Source organism: Methylocystis echinoides, assembly GCF_040687965.1.
Classification (GTDB): Bacteria; Pseudomonadota; Alphaproteobacteria; order Rhizobiales; family Beijerinckiaceae; genus Methylocystis; species Methylocystis echinoides_A.
Map to the genome: position 1 here is coordinate 2,489,349 of NZ_CP156084.1, position 15,687 is coordinate 2,505,035.

A 15,687-nucleotide genomic window follows, 5' to 3' on the forward strand; every position below is an offset into this window, starting at 1 on the left:
GAGGGGAGCGCTTTCGCGCCGTCGCCCGCAGCGTCGGCGCCGCCATCCTCAAAGGGCCAAAGATGCGAAAACTGAGCGCGGCTGTCGCCGCCTTCGCCGTGCTTGCCGCGCTGTCGGGCGCGCATATGGCGGACACCGACCTCTTTATTCTCGCCGTCGCCGCTGCGCTGTGCGCCTACACCACCTGGCGCGGGGCGGAGATGTCGAGCTTCATGAAGATCTTCGCGGCGATCTTCTCGACTGAAACCATTGTCTTCGGTCTGATCAGGCTCGTGCAGGCGGAAGGCGGCTGGCCGGGCGCTCTCGCAGCCTATGCCCCGCCTGAGAGCATGGCTGTCACCGTCGCCGTCTTTTCGATCGCCGTCTATGCCGTGTCGCGCATCCCCGTCGTGCTTGAGATGACGCGCATCGCCGATCTCTATTTCGATTCGCAGGATCGCGGCGAGGGGCGCGTCTGGCCCTTTCCGCGCTTTGCTGCGCGCGAAAGCGCCATCGCCATCGCCATGATTGTCGTGCTGGTGCTCATCAACCAGGGGCAGGTCGGCATCACCGTCCGCCTCTCCTTCTTCAACCGCGACTGGTTCAACGCCATTCAGGAGAAGAACGCCGCCGAATTCTGGCGTCAGCTGCTCTTCGTATTCACGCCCTGGGCATTCTTCTACGTCGCGATTGCGGTGATGGAGTTCGTCATCCAGTCGATGCTCATCATTCGCTGGCGGCGTTGGCTCACCGAACATTACGTGGCCCGCTGGCTCGGGGGACATACGCATTACGGCATGACGCTTGCGGGCGGCCCGGCCGACAACCCCGACCAGCGCATCGCCGAAGACGTCAACCGCTTCATCAATGGCGGCGACGAGGGTTATGGCATTTACTCCTATTCCATCCTGCTGATCTCGACGGTCAGCTCGCTCGTCTCCTTCTCCTTCGTGCTTTGGGAGCTGTCGGGAAACTACCCCCTTCCCGGCACGAATTTCTATATCCCGGGCTTTCTGTTCTGGGTGGTTCTGGCCTACGCCACGCTCGGCACGGTCATCACCCATATCATCGGCCGGCGCTTGACGACCCTCTATTTCGACAAACAGCGGCGCGAGGCCGATTTCCGCTTCTCGCTGGCGCGCCTGCGTGAATATAGCGAGCAGATCGCGCTGCTTTCCGGCGAAAATGCAGAACAGGGGACGCTGTTGCAGCGCTTTCGCGGCATCGTGTTCAATTATCTGTCGATTGTCGTCAAGCGCAAGCAGCTGATGATCTTCACCGCCACCTATGGCCAGCTGTCGCCGATCATTCCTTACGTGATCACGGCGCCCTTCTATTTCGCCGGGCGCATTCAGCTCGGCGTCATGACCCAGACCGCCAGCTCCTTCGCGCGGGTTGAAAGCGCGCTCACCTTCTTCATCAACTATTACACGTCGCTGGCGCAGTTCAAGTCGGTGCTCGATCGTTTATCGTCCTTCGACGAGACGATCGACGTCGCGCGCGCGCGAAGCGAGGGCGCCCGCGTCGTTTCTCGCGCGAGCGGGGAGGCGCTTGCGCTTGCCGATCTGACCTTGTCGCTGCCCGACGGGCGCCGCATCGTCCAGGTCGACAGGCTGTCGTTCGAGCCGGGTCAATCCGTGCTGCTCACCGGCCCCTCGGGCTCGGGCAAATCGACGTTGTTTCGCGCCATCGCCGGAATCTGGCCGCATGCGACGGGCTCGGTGGCGCTGCCCCAGGGCGCAAGCCTCATGCTCGCGCCGCAGCGTCCCTATATCCCCATGGGGACGTTGGCCGCGGCCGTCGTCTATCCCGCCGCTGTCGAGGATTTCGTGCGCAGCGACATAGAGGCCGCGCTCATCGCGGCGCGGCTCGCGCCTTTCGTCGACCAGCTGGACGTGAACAACAACTGGGGGCAAAGGCTGTCGGGCGGCGAGCAGCAACGCGTCGCCATCGCTCGCGCCCTGCTCGCCAAGCCGGATTGGCTGTTCCTCGACGAAGCGACCTCCGCGCTCGACGAGAAGCTCGAGGGCGAAATCTATCGCATGCTGCGGGACCAGCTGCCGAAGACGACGATCGTCTCAATCGGCCACCGCTCGACCCTGCTCGACTATCACGCGCGCCAGATCGAGATGGAAGAGCGGGCCGACGGGCTGTTCGCGCCGCGCGACAAGGTGCATGCATGAGCGAGGGCAAAGGGTCGGGACGCGAAGGCGGGCGCTCGCTGAAGACGCGGGTGAAGACCGCGCGCAAGCGGTCGCTTTCCTCGACGCTCTGGCTCGAGCGCCAGTTGAACGACCCCTATGTGGCGCGCGCCAAGCGCGAGGGCTATCGCTCGCGCGCCGCCTATAAGCTCATCGAGATGGACGACCGCTGCCATCTCTTGAAGCCCGGCGGTCGCATCGTCGATCTCGGCGCGGCCCCGGGCGGCTGGTCGCAGGTGGCGGCCGACCGCGTGAAGGCGAAGGACGGCAAGGGGAAGGTCGTCGGCGTCGATCTGCTCGACATGGAGCCGATCCCGGGCGTGACATTTGCGGTGAAGGACTTCAACGACAACGACGCGCCGGACGTCATCAAGGCCATGCTCGGCGGCGAAGCGGACGGCGTCATGTCCGACATGGCGGCCAACGCCACGGGTCACAAGCAGACGGATCATTTGCGCATCGTCGCGCTCGCCGAGCTTGCCGCGGAATTTGCGATGGACGTTCTGGCGCCGGGCGGCTTTTTCGTCGCCAAGGTGTTGCAGGGCGGCACCGAGGGGCAGTTGCTCGCGCGCCTCAAGCGCGCGTTCGCCGTGGTGCGGCATGTGAAGCCGGCGGCGAGCCGGGCCGATTCCGCCGAGCTTTACGTGCTGGCGACGGGGTTTCGCGGCCGCGGCGATCAGTCGCCCGTCGAGACCGCGTAAGCCTCGACGTCGGCGATCAGTTGTCGCTTTTCCGCTTCCGCAAGGAAGGACGCCTCGAAACTGTTTTTCGCCAGCGTCGCGATCTCCGCCGGGGTGAGCGCAAAAGCCTGCGCCACCGCCAGATAATTGGCGTTCACATAGCCGCCGAAATAGGCGGGATCGTCTGAATTCACCGTCGCCACTACGCCTTGCGCCATCAGCCGGCGAATGGGATGAGCGCGCATGTCCGGATAGACGCGGAGCCGGATATTGGAGAGCGGGCAAATCGTGAGCGGGACGCGATGACGGGCGAGCCGTTCGACCAGCGCGGGGTCGTCGATCGCGTGCACGCCATGGTCGATCCGCTCGACCTCGAGAATGTCGAGCGCCTGCGCAACATAAGCCGCCGGCCCTTCCTCGCCGGCATGCGCGACGACATGGAGCCCCATGGCGCGGGCGCGCTCGAAGAGCCGCGCGAATTTGGACGGCGGATTGCCGGCTTCCGCCGAGTCGAGGCCGACGCCGGCGATCTTATCGAGCCAGGAACGCGCCTTGTCGAAGGTCTCCAGGGCGTCCGCTTCGTCGAGATCGCGCAGAAAACACATGATGAGACGCGACGTCGGGCCGCCCGCGCTTGCCGCTGCGTCGAACGCCCCCGTTAATCCCTCCATGATCGCCTCAAACGCGACGCCGCGGCGCAGATGCGCCTGCGGATCGAAAAAGATCTCGGCGTGGCGGATATTTTCGTCGCGGGCGCGGCGCAGATAGCTCGCCGCGAGATCGTGAAAATCGCGCGCCGTCAGCAGAACCTGCGTGGCCTGATAATAGAGGTCGAGAAACTCCTGGAGGTTCTCGAAGTCATAGGCGCTGCGCAGGGCCTCGACCGAGGCGTAGGGCAGGGCGACCCCGTTGCGCGCGGCCAGCGCGAAGACCATCTCGGGCTCCAGCGCGCCTTCGATGTGAAGATGCAGTTCGGCCTTGGGGAGGCGGGCTATGAAGCGCTCAGTATCAAGCATACGGGCTTCCGCGTCTGTCTGGCAGGTAATCAGGCATATAGGGCGCACTCGAGGTCCCGCGGAGCAAAGCTCGCGCATGGCTTCCTCTGCGGCGCGCGCGATCCATATTGTCTTGAGCCCTGGGCGGCTGGCGAGCGAACGAGCGCCTCATGGATCGATTTCAAATTCTCCCGCATCTCGCCGCCCTTGGCGCAGCCTATATCCTCGCTTTGCCCATTGGTTGGGATCGCGAAAGGGAAGACCGAAGCGCCGGGCTGAGAACCTTTCCGCTGGTCGCGATCGCATCTTGCGGCTTCATTCAGGCGGCCGAAGCGTTGCTCGTCAATTCCCCGGAAGGAATCGCCCGCATTGTCGAGGGCGTCGTTACCGGCATCGGCTTTATCGGCGGCGGCGCTATTCTCAAAACCGGCGCTTCCGTTCATGGCACGGCGACGGCGGCGAGTCTCTGGGCGACCGGCGCGGTCGGCGCCGCCGTTGCGCTGGGGACCTACGACGTTGCAATCGCAATCGCCGCCATGACCTTCGTGACGCTGAAGGTTATCACGCCATTCAAACAGGAAGGGGCGCAAGAATCGGCGCAGGCGAAGCGCGAAGGCCAAAAGTAACGTTTCGTCGCATGCGCCCGCACGACTGGTTACTGCGCGGACGCGGCGCTTCAGTCTGACAGAGCGACTTGCTGGGGGCGCGCATTGCGGCCTGTCAGTTCGTCGCCGGCGTTGGGCGACAGCCGGACAAAGCTGAAGAGCGACAGGGCGGAGATGGAGGCGACCACGAAAAAGGCCGGCGCGAAATCCTCCGCGCGCAGCATGCCGCCATCGTGCAAGGCCCGCGACGTCTCGAGCGCCGCCGCGCCGATGGCGACGCCGGTCGAGAGCGACAATTGCTGGCCGACGGCCGCGAAGCTCGTCGCGTTGCTCATGGAATCGCGCGGAACGTCGGCGTAGCAGATCGCGTTGAGCGCCGTGAACTGCAGCGAACGGAAGAAGCCGCCGATGAGCAGCGCCGCCATGATCAGCCAATGCGGCGTGGCCAGCGTGAAAAAGGCGTTGGCGGCGAGGAAGCAGACGGCGATCAGCGCATTGCCGATCAGCACGCGACGGAAACCGAAGCGCTTCAAGATCGGCTGCGCCGTGGTTTTCATCACCATCGCGCCCGCTGCGGAAATGAAGGTCAGGAATCCCGACTCATAGGCGCTGAGGCCGAATCCCACCTGCAGCAGCAGCGGCAGCAGGAAGGGCGTCGCGCCGAGGCCGATGCGAAACAGGAACCCGCCATAGATCGCCGCCTGAAACGTCGGGATGCGCAGCAGCGCAAGATCGATGATCGGGTATTTGGCGCGCCGGGCGTGTCGGAGATAGGCAAGGAGAGACGCGGCGCCGACGCCGATGATCGCCGCGACGAGCGGCGCCGGCGCGAAGTTGCGCCCAAGCAGCGTGACGCCGAAGACGATGCAGGAGAGGCCGATCCCGGACAGCGCCGCGCCCGTCACGTCGAGCGGGGGCACGTCTTCTTCCTTGAGGTCGGGGATAAAGCGCGTCGTCAGCGCGACGCCGAGCAGGCCGATCGGCACATTGATCCAGAAGATGTAACGCCAGTCGAAATAAGTGGCGAGGAAGCCGCCGAGCGGCGGCCCGATCAGCGGTCCGATGAGCGCGGGGATCGTCAGCCAGGCCATGGCGCGCACGAGCTCATGGCGCGGCGCCGTGCGCAGCAAGACGAGCCGACCGACCGGCACCATCATTGCGCCGCCCATTCCCTGCGCGACGCGGGCCGCGACGATCTCGACGAGCGAGTGCGAAAAGCCGCAGAGGATGGACCCTACTGTAAACACCACGATCGCCGCGCGAAACACGCGGCGCGCGCCCAATTTGTCGGCCACCCAGCCCGAAAGCGGAATGAAGACCGCGAGCGACAGAAGATAGGACGTGAGCGCGAGTTTCAGCGCCACCGGGTCTTCGTGAAGATCCGAGGCCATCGCCGGCAGAGCGGTGGCGAGCACCGTGCCGTCGAGCTGCTCCATGAAAAGCGCGGTGGCGATGATGAGCGGGGTGACCAGAAAGGAGGGCTGTTTCCTCGTAAGGGCGGCGAGCGGCGTCAAATCAGCTTCAGCCCTTTGAAGCTCGTCTGTCCATTGCGGCCGACAATCAAATGATCGTGCACGCAAATGCCGAAGGGCTGCGCGATGACGGCGATCTCTTTGGTCATACGAATGTCGGCGGCCGAGGGCGTCGGGTCGCCGGAGGGGTGGTTATGGGCAAGGATGAGCGCGCTCGCGCCGAGCTCCAGCGCGCGCCGCACGACCTCGTGCGGGTAGACGGGGGTATGGTCGACCGTGCCGACGCCCTGAACCTCGTCGGCGATCAGGGCGTTGCGCTTGTCGAGAAAGAGAATGCGAAACTGCTCCCGCTCGGCGTAGGCCATGGCGGTGCGGCAATAGTCCATGACCGCGGAAAAGGAGGAGAGCACCGTCCGTTTTTCCAAAGCGCCGCGGGCCAGGCGCCGCGCGGCCGCTTCCGCAACCTTCAAATCGACAATGGCGCTCTCCGGCAACCCCGGGATTTCGCGCAGCCGCTCCGGGCGCGCGGCGATCGCCTCGGCGAAAGAGCCGAAACGTTCGACGAGCGCCTTGGCGAGCGGCTTCACGTCGCGGCGGGGGATGGCGCGAAAGAGAAGAAGCTCCATGAGCTCGTAATCGGCCAGGGCCGCTTCGCCCGCCTCCATGAAACGCTCGCGCAGACGTTGGCGATGGCCATGGTAATGCGGGACCGCGGCCTCCCCCAGGCCGGCCGGCGCCGTATCCAGAATGCCGTCGCCGCGTTTCCTCATGAAGCCGCGCGCGGCGCCGCCGATGGATTGTCCAGTCCCTTGGGCGAGAGGGTGAATATCTCCGCGCCCGTCTCGGTCACGCCGATCGAGTGCTCGAATTGCGCCGAGAGGGAGCGGTCGCGCGTCACCGCCGTCCAGCCGTCGGAGAGAATTTTGACCTGCGGCTTGCCCAGGTTGATCATGGGCTCGATGGTGAAGAACATGCCGGGGCGCAGCTCCAGGCCCTGGCCCCTCGCGCCATAGTGCAGAATGTTCGGCTCGTCGTGAAAGACCCGGCCGAGCCCGTGGCCGCAGAAATCGCGCACGATGGAGCAGCGCTCGCTCTCGGCGTATTGCTGGATCGCCGCGCCAATGTCGCCCGTGGTCGCGCCCGGCTTCACCGCGGCGATGCCGCGCAACAGCGCTTCATAGGTCACGTCGATCAGCCGCTGCGCCTTGCGGGGGACGTCGCCCACCGCGAACATGCGGCTCGCGTCGCCGTGCCAGCCGTCGACGATGAAGGTCACGTCGATATTGACGATATCCCCGTCGCGAAGCGGCTTTGCGTCTGGGACGCCGTGACAGACGACGTGGTTGATCGAGGTGCAGATGGACTTGCGATAGCCCCGGTAATCCAGTGGCGCGGGATAAGCGCCATGAGCGATGGCGAAGTCGAAGACGAGGTCGTCGAGATGCTGGGTCGTGACTCCCGGCTTGACATGGGGCACGAGCATGTCGAGCGCCTCGGCGGTCAGGCGGCCGGCTTTGCGCATGCCTTCGAAATCCGCGGGCCCGTGCAGCTTGATATGGCCGCTCTTGCGGCCGGCGGGAGCAAGATGGGATTCGATGAAGGTCATAGGGCTCTTTTTTCGCCAGGAATGGACGGGATTGATCGACAAGGTAGTGATTTCAACGGCCAAAGCAAGGACGGCGATCAAGCTGCGCCTTGGGCGCGCGCCGGACGGGCGCCGTTAGGCTCTAAACCGGCGGCGCGCACGCATTTTTTCCGCGAGGCGGGGTCGAGCGCCTCACATGCGCCGTCGCGAGACTTGGCGTTTGCGCCCGCCGTCGCCATAATCATGGCCTCCAGGGAGGCGGGCAGATGAAGCACACCGGAACGGGCGACGCGCCGGCGACGGCGGCGGTTCTCGTCATCGGCGACGAAATCCTGTCGGGGCGCACCCAGGACGTCAACACGCGCTACATCGCCAATTATCTGGCCGAGATCGGCGTCGATCTGCGCGAGGCGCGGGTGGTCCCGGACGAAGAGGCCGAAATCGTCGCTGCGGTGAACGCGCTCCGGACCCGCTATACCTATCTCTTCACCACGGGCGGCATTGGCCCGACTCATGACGACATCACGGCGGATGCGGTCGCCAAGGCTTTCGGCGTCGAGATCGGCGAAGATTCCCGCGCCATCGCGTTGCTGCGCGAGCGCTTCACCGAGGAAGAACTCAACCCCGCCCGTCGCCGCATGGCCCGAATCCCCAGCGGCGCGGAGCTCGTGCGCAACGCGGCTTCGAAGGCCCCCGGGTTCTGGATCGGCAATGTCATCGTCATGGCGGGCGTTCCGAGCATCATGCAGTCGATGATGGACACGGTTGGCCCGCAGCTTAAGGGCGGCGCGCGCGTGCTCGTTGAAACGATCGAGGCGGGGGCGATCCCCGAGGGGAGCTATGCGATGGGGCTCGAGGACATCGCCCGCGCGCATGAGGCGGTCAGCATCGGCTCCTATCCGAAATTTACCAGCAGAGGCTTCGACAACCAGATCGTCTTGCGCAGCCGGGACGCGGCGCGACTCGGCGCGGCGGCCAAGGCCGTGCGCGCGCTTCTAGCCAAACTCGCAGCCGCCTGACAAAGGGAGCGCGGAGATATGAAGGCCTTGCCGGAAAAAACCTTCCCCGTCTCCTGGGACATGTTCCACAGGGACGCGCGCGCCCTCGCCTGGCGGCTCGCCTCGATCGGCGGCTTCTCGGCGATTGTCGCCGTCACCCGCGGCGGCCTGGTGCCGGCTGGCATCATCGCCCGCGAACTCGGCATTCGCGTCATCGAGACCGTCTGCGTGGCGAGCTACCACGAGGAGACGGAGCGCGATGCGATTCAGGTGCTCAAGCCCCTGACCGAGACGATCCTGTCGCGGCCAAGCGAAGAAGTGCTGATCGTCGATGATTTGGTGGACACGGGCGCGACCGCCAGGGCCGTGCGGGAGATGCTGCCGCGGTCGCATTTCGCGACCGTCTACGCCAAGCCGCAGGGGCTGCCGATGGTCGACACTTTCGTCACCGAAGTCTCGCAGGACACCTGGATCTATTTTCCCTGGGACACTGGCCTGTCCTTTCAGGCGCCGATCCGCAAGACGCAGGACCTGCGCGAGAAAATCCGACGCTGAAATCTAAGCTTGTCGGCCTCGCCGGGCGCGCCCTATAAGAGACGCGTCGCGTGCAAGCGGGCGTGGCGAAACTGGTAGACGCAACGGACTTGAAGCAATTTGAGTGCTCCAGTGGGAAACCGCCGGAGTAGAACCGCTCAAAGTCGGGGAAACCTCTGAAAAAGTGGCGATCCCGAGCCAAGCCCGCCGTTAGGCGGGAAGGTGTAGAGACTAGACGGGCGGCGCCTAAGGCGCGATGAGCGCTAGGGCGAAGGGATAGTCCAGACCCCAAACCCGCGTCAGCGGGGCGGCGAAAGCCGTGGCGGGTAAGAAAATCCGTAGGGCCGCAAGGCCTGTGCCGGTTCGATTCCGGCCGCCCGCACCAAGCCGGCCCTGCTGCAGAAACCTCTCCCTTTGCGCGCAACCAGGCGAGTTCCTGGCTCCATCGGATTTTGTTGGCGTGGCTTGATGTCCTGCGGCCGCGCGGCGCCTAGCTGAGGCGAAGGTGAACCGTCACCTGCACACATGAGGACAGACATGAAGAAGCTTTCTTCCACGACGCTGCGATTTGGCGCCGCGACTCTGGCCGCCGCCGCCGTGAGCGCATCGCCCGCCGCCGCCTTTCTGCACGAAAGCCATCACGGCGCCCATCACCGCGCTTCGGGCTGCTTCGTCACCACCTCGCCGACGCATAACACCAAGGGCATCCGCCATTGGCGCAGCCCTTGTCCGCACCATGAGCGCAAGCACCTCAATCCTTATCATCCCGGCCACCACCGCCCGCATCATCCCCACCCGTCGCCCCATTGAGCGCCACGCTTGCCGTTCTTCCCCGTTCCGTGGCCGGAATCCCCGCGGTCTTTGGCGGCTGATGCGCAGCAAGGCCGCCCATTGCGCCTTAACTTCCCGAAAAACGAGTTTGGGGAAGAAAGGCGAAGGGCATGCTCATCGTCATTTATATTTGCGCCAACGCCATCGCGCGCGATCAGTGCAACGACGAAACGGCGCGCGCAGTCATCAAGCGTCAGGTCGAGAGCGTGATGTGCGGCGTGCCCAGCCAATACATGGCGCAACTGACCGGCGAGGCCGGCGTGAAGGAGGGCGAATATGCGCGGGTGCGGTGCATCATGAGATAATCCGCCCCGCGGCTATTCCGACGGCGGCGCCGCGCCGGACATGTCGCGCGCAAGGCGGCTATGGCGCCGGCCGTAGAAGAAGTAGACGGCGAAACCGATCGCCAGCCAGATGATGAAGCGTTCCCAGGCGATCGCGGGCAGGCGTGACAAGAGCCAAAGCGAAAAACCAATTCCGACGAGCGGCGTCACCGGCACGAAGGGCGCGCGGAAACTGCGCGGCGCGTCGGGCCGGGTGCGGCGCAGGACGATCACGGCCACGCAGATGACGACAAAGGCGGAGAGCGTGCCGATATTCACAAGTTCGGCGACCTCCTTGATCGGATAGAGCGCGGCGACGACCGCCGTCGCCGCCCCGGCGATCAGCGTTGGCCGATGCGGCGTCCGAAAGCGCGGATGCAGGACGGCGAACCACGCGGGCAGCAGGCCGTCGCGGCTCATCGCGAACCAGATGCGCGCGCAGCCGAGGAGAAAGGCGAGCATTACGCTCGTGATGCCGGCGACTGCGGCAAGGGACACGATGAAGGCGACCCAGGGCAGGCCGATCGATTCGAAGGCGGTGACGACGGGCGCGGGATTATCGAGCGTGTCGTAACGAACGATACCGGTCAGAACCAGCGCCATGGCGACGTAGAGCGTAAGGGATATGGCGAGCGACAGCAGCACGGCGCGCGGCAGGTCGCGCTGCGGATGGCGCGCCTCCTCGGCCGCAGTCGTCAACGTGTCGTAGCCGAAGACCGCAAAGAACACGACCGCCGCGCCTTCCGTAACGCCAGAGAAGCCGAAGGGCATGAACGGCCGCCAGTTCTCGACGCGGATATAGGGCAAGCCGACGGCGATCACGAAGATCACGGCGGCGACCTTGAGGACGACCATCGCCGCGTTGAAGCGGGCGCCCCATTCGATGCGCAGCGTCAGCAACCCGCCGACGGCGAGCGCGCCGAGGGCCGCCAGAAGATCAAATCTGTGGCCGGGGCCGGTCCCGGGCGCGCCGGCGGCCCAGTCGGGCAGGGGGAGGCCGAGTTGCGCGAGGAGCGCTTGCAAATAAGCGGACCAGCCGATCGAGACCACCGCGACGACCAGCGCATATTCGAGGAGCAGGTCCCAGCCGATGATCCAGGCGACAAATTCGCCGAGCACGGCGTAGGCGTAAGTGTAGGCGCTGCCCGCAGCCGGAATGAGGCCGGCGAATTCAGCGTAAGACAGCGCCGCCGCGCCGCTGGCGACGCCCGCGATGAGGAAGGACAGCGCCACCGCCGGGCCGGCCTGCGTCGCCGCCACCACGCCCGTGAGCACGAAGATGCCGACGCCAATGAGCCCGCCGAGTCCGATGCTGGTGAGCTGCCAGACCCCGAGAACGCGGCGGAAGCCCGAGCCGGCGTTCGATGACAGAGCGTCGATTGATTTGACGCGTCCAAGCTCTCGCAGCCTCATGTGTCGCCCCCTCTGTCTAGGGCTTCACATAAGCAATCGGGCGGGCGCTGTCATGCGGGTAAAAAAAAGCGGCCTTGCGGCCGCTTTTCCAGCTGGTTACTTGCCTGCCGCCTCGAGATGCTTGAGCGCCTCTTCGGCATGCGTCGTCGCCACGTCGGCGTGCTTCATCTTGCCGTGCTCGATCGCCTGGTCGAGATGGGTGATCCCCTCCTTGACATGCGGGTTCGCCTTTTCCTTCTCGGCGGCGTTGGCGTGTTTCAGCGCCTCTTGGGCATGGGTGACGAGCACATCCGCGTGACCCATTTTCCCGTGTTCGATAGCCTGCTTTGTATGGGTGATAGCCTCCCCGACATGGTTTTCGGCGAGCGCCAGCCGGGGCGCCAAGAAGAGGCCGAGGCCGACAGAAAGAGCAAGAGCGAAAACGCGACGGTTCATCGATATTCTCCTCGAAACAATGGTCCGCCGCTCTATATATGGGCGTCCGTGAACGACGATTCCAGTGGCTTTGAAGATTTTACTGTCGGTCCGCCGCGTACAGAGCGCAGCTTTCGCCAAATTCGCCCAAGCCGTTTTCCAGATAGGAGGCGAGCAAGGGCAATCCCAGAAGGTAAGCAGCTGTCGGTCCCTCGCGCCGCGCCCGCGCTTCGCCAAGCGCATCGTCCCATTCGTCCGCTGAAAAGTCACCGCGTCCGACCCAGGCGAGAGCGACAAGCTCGGCTTGCTCTTCCTCGTCCATGCCGTCGATAAAGGACGTGATTTCCGTCCGCACCGTATCGAAGGCGTCCTCGGTCAGAACGCTGACGAAACGATCGTCCGTCGGGTTGGAGGCGTCGGCGTCGATCCCTTCGTCCTCGCTCTCGAGCTCCCGCGCCTTCACGACGATGAAGCAGACTTTGTCCGTATTGATGGTCGGCATGAGCCTCCTCCCAATGCGCTGGCTTCGGCTTCGCGGTCGCACTTGTCCGGCGCCGCCGCCCCTTTCATATAAAGACAGCAAACAAGTTTCGAAGGGCTCGTAGAAGACGATTGGGAGCGGCAAATGCGGGTCGGCGCGCCGAGAGAGATCAAGAACAACGAATTTCGCGTGGGACTCACCCCGTCTTCAATCGCCGAACTGTCTCACGCCGGCCATCAAACATTCGTGGAAAAGGGCGCTGGAGAAGGCGCCGGCGTCTCCGATGCAGAGTATCTCGCCGTGGGCGCGACGCTTGTCGAGGCGGCCGCCGAGCTCTACGAACGCGCCGATCTCGTCGTCAAGGTGAAGGAGCCGCAGCCCGAGGAAATACGCTTACTGCGTCCCGAGCAGGTCCTTTTTACTTACCTTCATCTTGCAGCGAGCGCGGATTTGACCCGCGCGCTCATGGCCAGCGGCGCGCATTGCATCGCCTATGAGACGGTGACGTCGCCCAATGGCGGCCTGCCGCTGCTCGCGCCCATGTCGGAGATCGCCGGGCGTTTGGCGCCCCAGATGGGCGCTCGCTTCCTCGAGCGACAAGAGGGCGGCAGGGGCGTCTTGCTTTCGGGCGCGCCCGGCGTGCCGCCAGCCGAGGTCTTGATTCTGGGCGCCGGCAGCGTCGGCGCGCAGGCGGCGGCGATCGCCATGGGCATGGGCGCGAATGTGCTGGCCGCCGACCGCAACACTGACGCGTTGCGCCGCCTGTCCGCGACGCTCGGCCCGGCAATTAGAACAATCTATTCCACGAAGACCTCCATCGCCGAGTCGATCCGTCGCGCCGACGTCGTCATCTGCGCGGCGCTGACGCCCGGAGCGCGCGCGCCCATCCTCGTCACAAGAGACATGCTGAAGACGATGAAGCGTGGCGCGGTGATCGTCGATGTGGCGATTGACCAGGGCGGCTGTTGCGAAACGTCGCGGCCGACGAGTCATTCGGACCCCGTCTATACTGTCGACGGCGTGTTGCACTACTGCGTGACAAATATGCCAGGCGTCGTGCCGCGCACATCGACCTTCGCGTTGAACAATGCAACGCTGCCCTTTGTCCTCGCTCTCGCCAACAAGGGTTGGCGCAAAGCGTTGAAGGACGATCCATACTTGCGCGCTGGCCTCGAGATCAGCGCCGGCGCTGTCGTGTCCGCGCCAGTCGCGGCGGCGCACGGCCTTAGTTTTACATTGAACGACGATGTTAAATAAGGTTAATAAAGTGTTAAAGGTTGACAATTGACTGTCTTGAAAGAGAAACAACTATAAATCATCGGCGCGTCTACTATCAGTATTCAGTTGACCCCGAGGACCGCCGGATTTTAACTGAGGTTACCGGCCGATTCGACGCGGCGTCTCGACATTCCCCATCAGGAGGCACAGCATGTTCATCATCGTCGATGAGCGCGATCTCGTAACGAGTGGATACGCCAGCCGATTTGGTCAGGAAGGCATCGCCTCGACGGGGTTTCGCCCCGGCCAGTTCCGGGATTGGGTCGCTTCCGCTGTCGAAGGCGACGTCCAGGCGATCGAGGCTTTTCTTATCGGCGAATGTCCAGAGCGCGAAGAGATTCCGCGTCTCATTCGCCGCCGCTCACAGGCGCCCGTCATCGCCATGAATGACGCGCCATCACTCGAGCAGACTCTCGGCCTGTTCAGCGCGGGCGTCGACGACGTCGTCCGCAAGCCGGTGCATGTGCGTGAGATATTGGCCCGCGTGAACGCGATCCGCCGACGCGCCGAGGCGCGCCAGGAATGTGCGACGGTGGGCGGCATCCAGGTGTTTTTCAACGGCAGCGATCCAATCGTCAACGGCGAAGTTTTGTCCCTTCCGCGCCGGGAGCGGCGCATCCTGGAATATCTTCTCGTCAATCGGGGACGCCGGTTGACGAAGTCGCAGATCTTCAACGCCGTCTATGGTCTCTTCGACGATGACGTTGAAGAAAACGTCATCGAAAGCCACATCAGCAAGCTGCGCAAAAAACTTCGCGCGCGGCTCGGTTACGATCCAATCGACTCTCAGCGCTTCCTTGGCTATCTCCTCGTCGCGCCGCCAGCCGGCGAATCGCAGCATTTGCGCGCCGCCAGCTGACGGTCCGCACGAAACGCAACCAATTTTTCAGCGCGACGGACATATCCTGCTTTTGCTCTTGTTGGCGAAGCAAGTCATGGTCGCGTTTGTCAGTGTCCTCATCGAAGTCGAAAGACGCTCCGAAGAAGTCCAGCGGCCCTTTACGCCGCTGCATGTCGGTTTTACCGAGCCGCTTCCGCCCTTCGAGGCGAATGCAAGGGCGGCGCGGCAGGTCATCGCCGCCTACCGGCGCTTTCAGCAGGAGCAGCCGCCCGCGCCGGCAGGGCGCGCCGTCGACGACCCGTTTCCCGAACTCTTGTCGCAGGCGCGACATTCAGCGCGTGATCTGAAGTCTTTGCGTCGGCGCCTGGCCTGGCGCCTGCACCCGGACCGAGGCGCCGCGACAGACGATACGCCGTCGCTGTCGTTGTCGGAGATCAACGCCACGATCGATGCGGCCCTCGCGCGCTGTTCTTCTAGCGGGCGGCGGGAATAACGCCCGCTTCCGTTACAAGCGCCCATTTATCCCCACGTCGCTCGATGGCGATGACGCTGCCGAGCCCGGGGACGCCGCCGCCGGGCGTGACGCGCATAATGCGGCCCTGAGGCAAGCGGACGAGCGCCCAATCGCGCGACGCTTCGAGAATCTCATAGTTAGTCGGCGCTCGGCGTGGATCGCTCTTTGCGGTCGAGCCGACCGGCATGTAGTCGACGCCTGGCGTGGCCCGCTGACGCGAGGCCACATGCGTTGCGGGCCTCGCGTAAATAGCAAGATGTTCGATGCCGTTGATTCGTGGCTCCGCCTTGTCATCGGACATCATGTGAGCGGCGAAGCCGATGCTGCTCGTCGCGAGCGCCAGACCGGTCAATCTCAGGCCGGTCTCCCAAGGATCGATCTTCGGTAATTGCGGGGCGCGCATCACTCGTTCCAGAATTCAAGTTCTCTTCGCTCAGCGTATGTTTCCCATAATGTGTGAAACTGGTTTCACGCCGTGGAGAGGAGTAAATGAGGTATTAAACTCTGCAAGTCTCATGAAAGCTTCGGCAGCTAGCGTATGAC

Annotated in this window: 18 protein-coding genes; 10 read left to right on the forward strand and 8 right to left on the reverse strand. The window is 64.3% G+C overall.

Annotated elements, in window-relative coordinates:
- The first annotated feature begins 62 nt into the window (after positions 1–62).
- A complete protein-coding gene (locus RVU70_RS12135) occupies positions 63–2,162 on the forward strand; it encodes an ABC transporter ATP-binding protein/permease (protein ID WP_363346594.1) in 2,100 nt (699 codons plus the stop codon).
- A complete protein-coding gene (locus tag RVU70_RS12140) occupies positions 2,159–2,881 on the forward strand; it encodes an RlmE family RNA methyltransferase (RefSeq protein ID WP_363346596.1) in 723 nt (240 codons plus the stop codon). The genes RVU70_RS12135 and RVU70_RS12140 overlap by 4 nt, the downstream gene beginning before the upstream one ends.
- Here the strand turns inward: RVU70_RS12140 and RVU70_RS12145 are convergent.
- Positions 2,857–3,876, reverse strand: coding sequence for an adenosine deaminase (locus RVU70_RS12145; RefSeq protein WP_363346598.1), 1,020 nt, complete (start codon positions 3,874–3,876; stop codon positions 2,857–2,859). The genes RVU70_RS12140 and RVU70_RS12145 overlap by 25 nt on opposite strands.
- Positions 3,877–4,025: 149 nt before the next feature.
- Between RVU70_RS12145 and RVU70_RS12150 the strand changes: the two genes are divergently transcribed.
- A complete protein-coding gene (locus RVU70_RS12150; protein WP_363346600.1) occupies positions 4,026–4,481 on the forward strand; it encodes an MgtC/SapB family protein in 456 nt (151 codons plus the stop codon).
- Between the two features lie 50 nt (positions 4,482–4,531).
- Here the strand turns inward: RVU70_RS12150 and RVU70_RS12155 are convergent, their stop codons facing one another.
- Genes RVU70_RS12155 through map form a run of 3 tightly spaced genes read right to left on the reverse strand, consistent with a single transcriptional unit; the run spans position 4,532 to position 7,538 of the window.
- Positions 4,532–5,974: a DHA2 family efflux MFS transporter permease subunit gene (locus tag RVU70_RS12155; RefSeq protein ID WP_363346602.1), complete on the reverse strand. Its 1,443-nt coding sequence runs from the start codon at positions 5,972–5,974 to the stop codon at positions 4,532–4,534.
- Positions 5,971–6,702 (reverse strand): DNA repair protein RadC, encoded by a 732-nt coding sequence (gene radC / locus RVU70_RS12160; protein ID WP_363346604.1) that lies wholly within the window; start codon positions 6,700–6,702, stop codon positions 5,971–5,973. The genes RVU70_RS12155 and radC overlap by 4 nt, the downstream gene beginning before the upstream one ends.
- The gene (gene map / locus RVU70_RS12165) at positions 6,699–7,538 is read right to left on the reverse strand and encodes a type I methionyl aminopeptidase (protein WP_363346606.1); all 840 of its coding nucleotides are present in this window, start codon (positions 7,536–7,538) and stop codon (positions 6,699–6,701) included. The genes radC and map overlap by 4 nt, the downstream gene beginning before the upstream one ends.
- 245 nt (positions 7,539–7,783) lie before the next feature.
- Here map and RVU70_RS12170 point away from each other — a divergent pair, with 245 nt between their 5' ends.
- The 4 genes from RVU70_RS12170 (at position 7,784) to RVU70_RS12185 (ending at position 10,185) form a co-directional block, all read left to right on the forward strand.
- Entirely contained in the window at positions 7,784–8,536 is a 753-nt protein-coding gene (locus RVU70_RS12170) for a molybdopterin-binding protein (protein WP_363346607.1), read from the forward strand.
- An 18-nt stretch (positions 8,537–8,554) separates the two neighbouring features.
- Entirely contained in the window at positions 8,555–9,070 is a 516-nt protein-coding gene (gene gpt, locus RVU70_RS12175; protein ID WP_363346609.1) for a xanthine phosphoribosyltransferase, read from the forward strand.
- A 516-nt stretch (positions 9,071–9,586) separates the two neighbouring features.
- A complete protein-coding gene (locus RVU70_RS12180) occupies positions 9,587–9,859 on the forward strand; it encodes a hypothetical protein (RefSeq protein ID WP_363346611.1) in 273 nt (90 codons plus the stop codon).
- A gap of 131 nt (positions 9,860–9,990) precedes the next feature.
- Positions 9,991–10,185, forward strand: a complete 195-nt coding sequence (locus RVU70_RS12185) for a hypothetical protein (RefSeq protein ID WP_363346613.1) — start codon at positions 9,991–9,993, stop codon at positions 10,183–10,185.
- Positions 10,186–10,197: 12 nt separating this feature from the next.
- Here the strand turns inward: RVU70_RS12185 and RVU70_RS12190 are convergent, their stop codons facing one another.
- The 3 genes from RVU70_RS12190 to RVU70_RS12200 all read right to left on the reverse strand — a co-directional run bounded on the left by RVU70_RS12190 (position 10,198) and on the right by RVU70_RS12200 (position 12,532).
- Positions 10,198–11,616 carry an amino acid permease gene (locus RVU70_RS12190; RefSeq protein WP_363346615.1) on the reverse strand — a complete coding sequence of 473 codons (1,419 nt, stop codon included), beginning with the start codon at positions 11,614–11,616 and terminating at the stop codon, positions 10,198–10,200.
- 96 nt (positions 11,617–11,712) lie between these two features.
- Positions 11,713–12,051, reverse strand: coding sequence for a small metal-binding protein SmbP (smbP, locus tag RVU70_RS12195; RefSeq protein WP_363346617.1), 339 nt, complete (start codon positions 12,049–12,051; stop codon positions 11,713–11,715).
- A gap of 79 nt (positions 12,052–12,130) precedes the next feature.
- Positions 12,131–12,532 carry a DUF3775 domain-containing protein gene (locus tag RVU70_RS12200; RefSeq protein WP_363346619.1) on the reverse strand — a complete coding sequence of 134 codons (402 nt, stop codon included), beginning with the start codon at positions 12,530–12,532 and terminating at the stop codon, positions 12,131–12,133.
- A 123-nt stretch (positions 12,533–12,655) separates the two neighbouring features.
- On the opposite strand from RVU70_RS12200, the gene ald reads away from it, so the two are divergent.
- The 3 genes from ald to RVU70_RS12215 all read left to right on the forward strand — a co-directional run bounded on the left by ald (position 12,656) and on the right by RVU70_RS12215 (position 15,123).
- Entirely contained in the window at positions 12,656–13,768 is a 1,113-nt protein-coding gene (gene ald, locus RVU70_RS12205) for an alanine dehydrogenase (protein ID WP_363346621.1), read from the forward strand.
- A gap of 172 nt (positions 13,769–13,940) precedes the next feature.
- Positions 13,941–14,648 (forward strand): response regulator transcription factor, encoded by a 708-nt coding sequence (locus RVU70_RS12210; protein ID WP_363346623.1) that lies wholly within the window; start codon positions 13,941–13,943, stop codon positions 14,646–14,648.
- A 76-nt stretch (positions 14,649–14,724) separates the two neighbouring features.
- Positions 14,725–15,123: a hypothetical protein gene (locus tag RVU70_RS12215; protein WP_363346625.1), complete on the forward strand. Its 399-nt coding sequence runs from the start codon at positions 14,725–14,727 to the stop codon at positions 15,121–15,123.
- On the opposite strand, the gene RVU70_RS12220 is transcribed toward RVU70_RS12215, so the two are convergent.
- Positions 15,104–15,547 carry a hypothetical protein gene (locus tag RVU70_RS12220; RefSeq protein ID WP_363346627.1) on the reverse strand — a complete coding sequence of 148 codons (444 nt, stop codon included), beginning with the start codon at positions 15,545–15,547 and terminating at the stop codon, positions 15,104–15,106. The two genes, RVU70_RS12215 and RVU70_RS12220, sit on opposite strands and share 20 nt — an antisense overlap.
- Positions 15,548–15,687 lie beyond the last annotated feature (140 nt).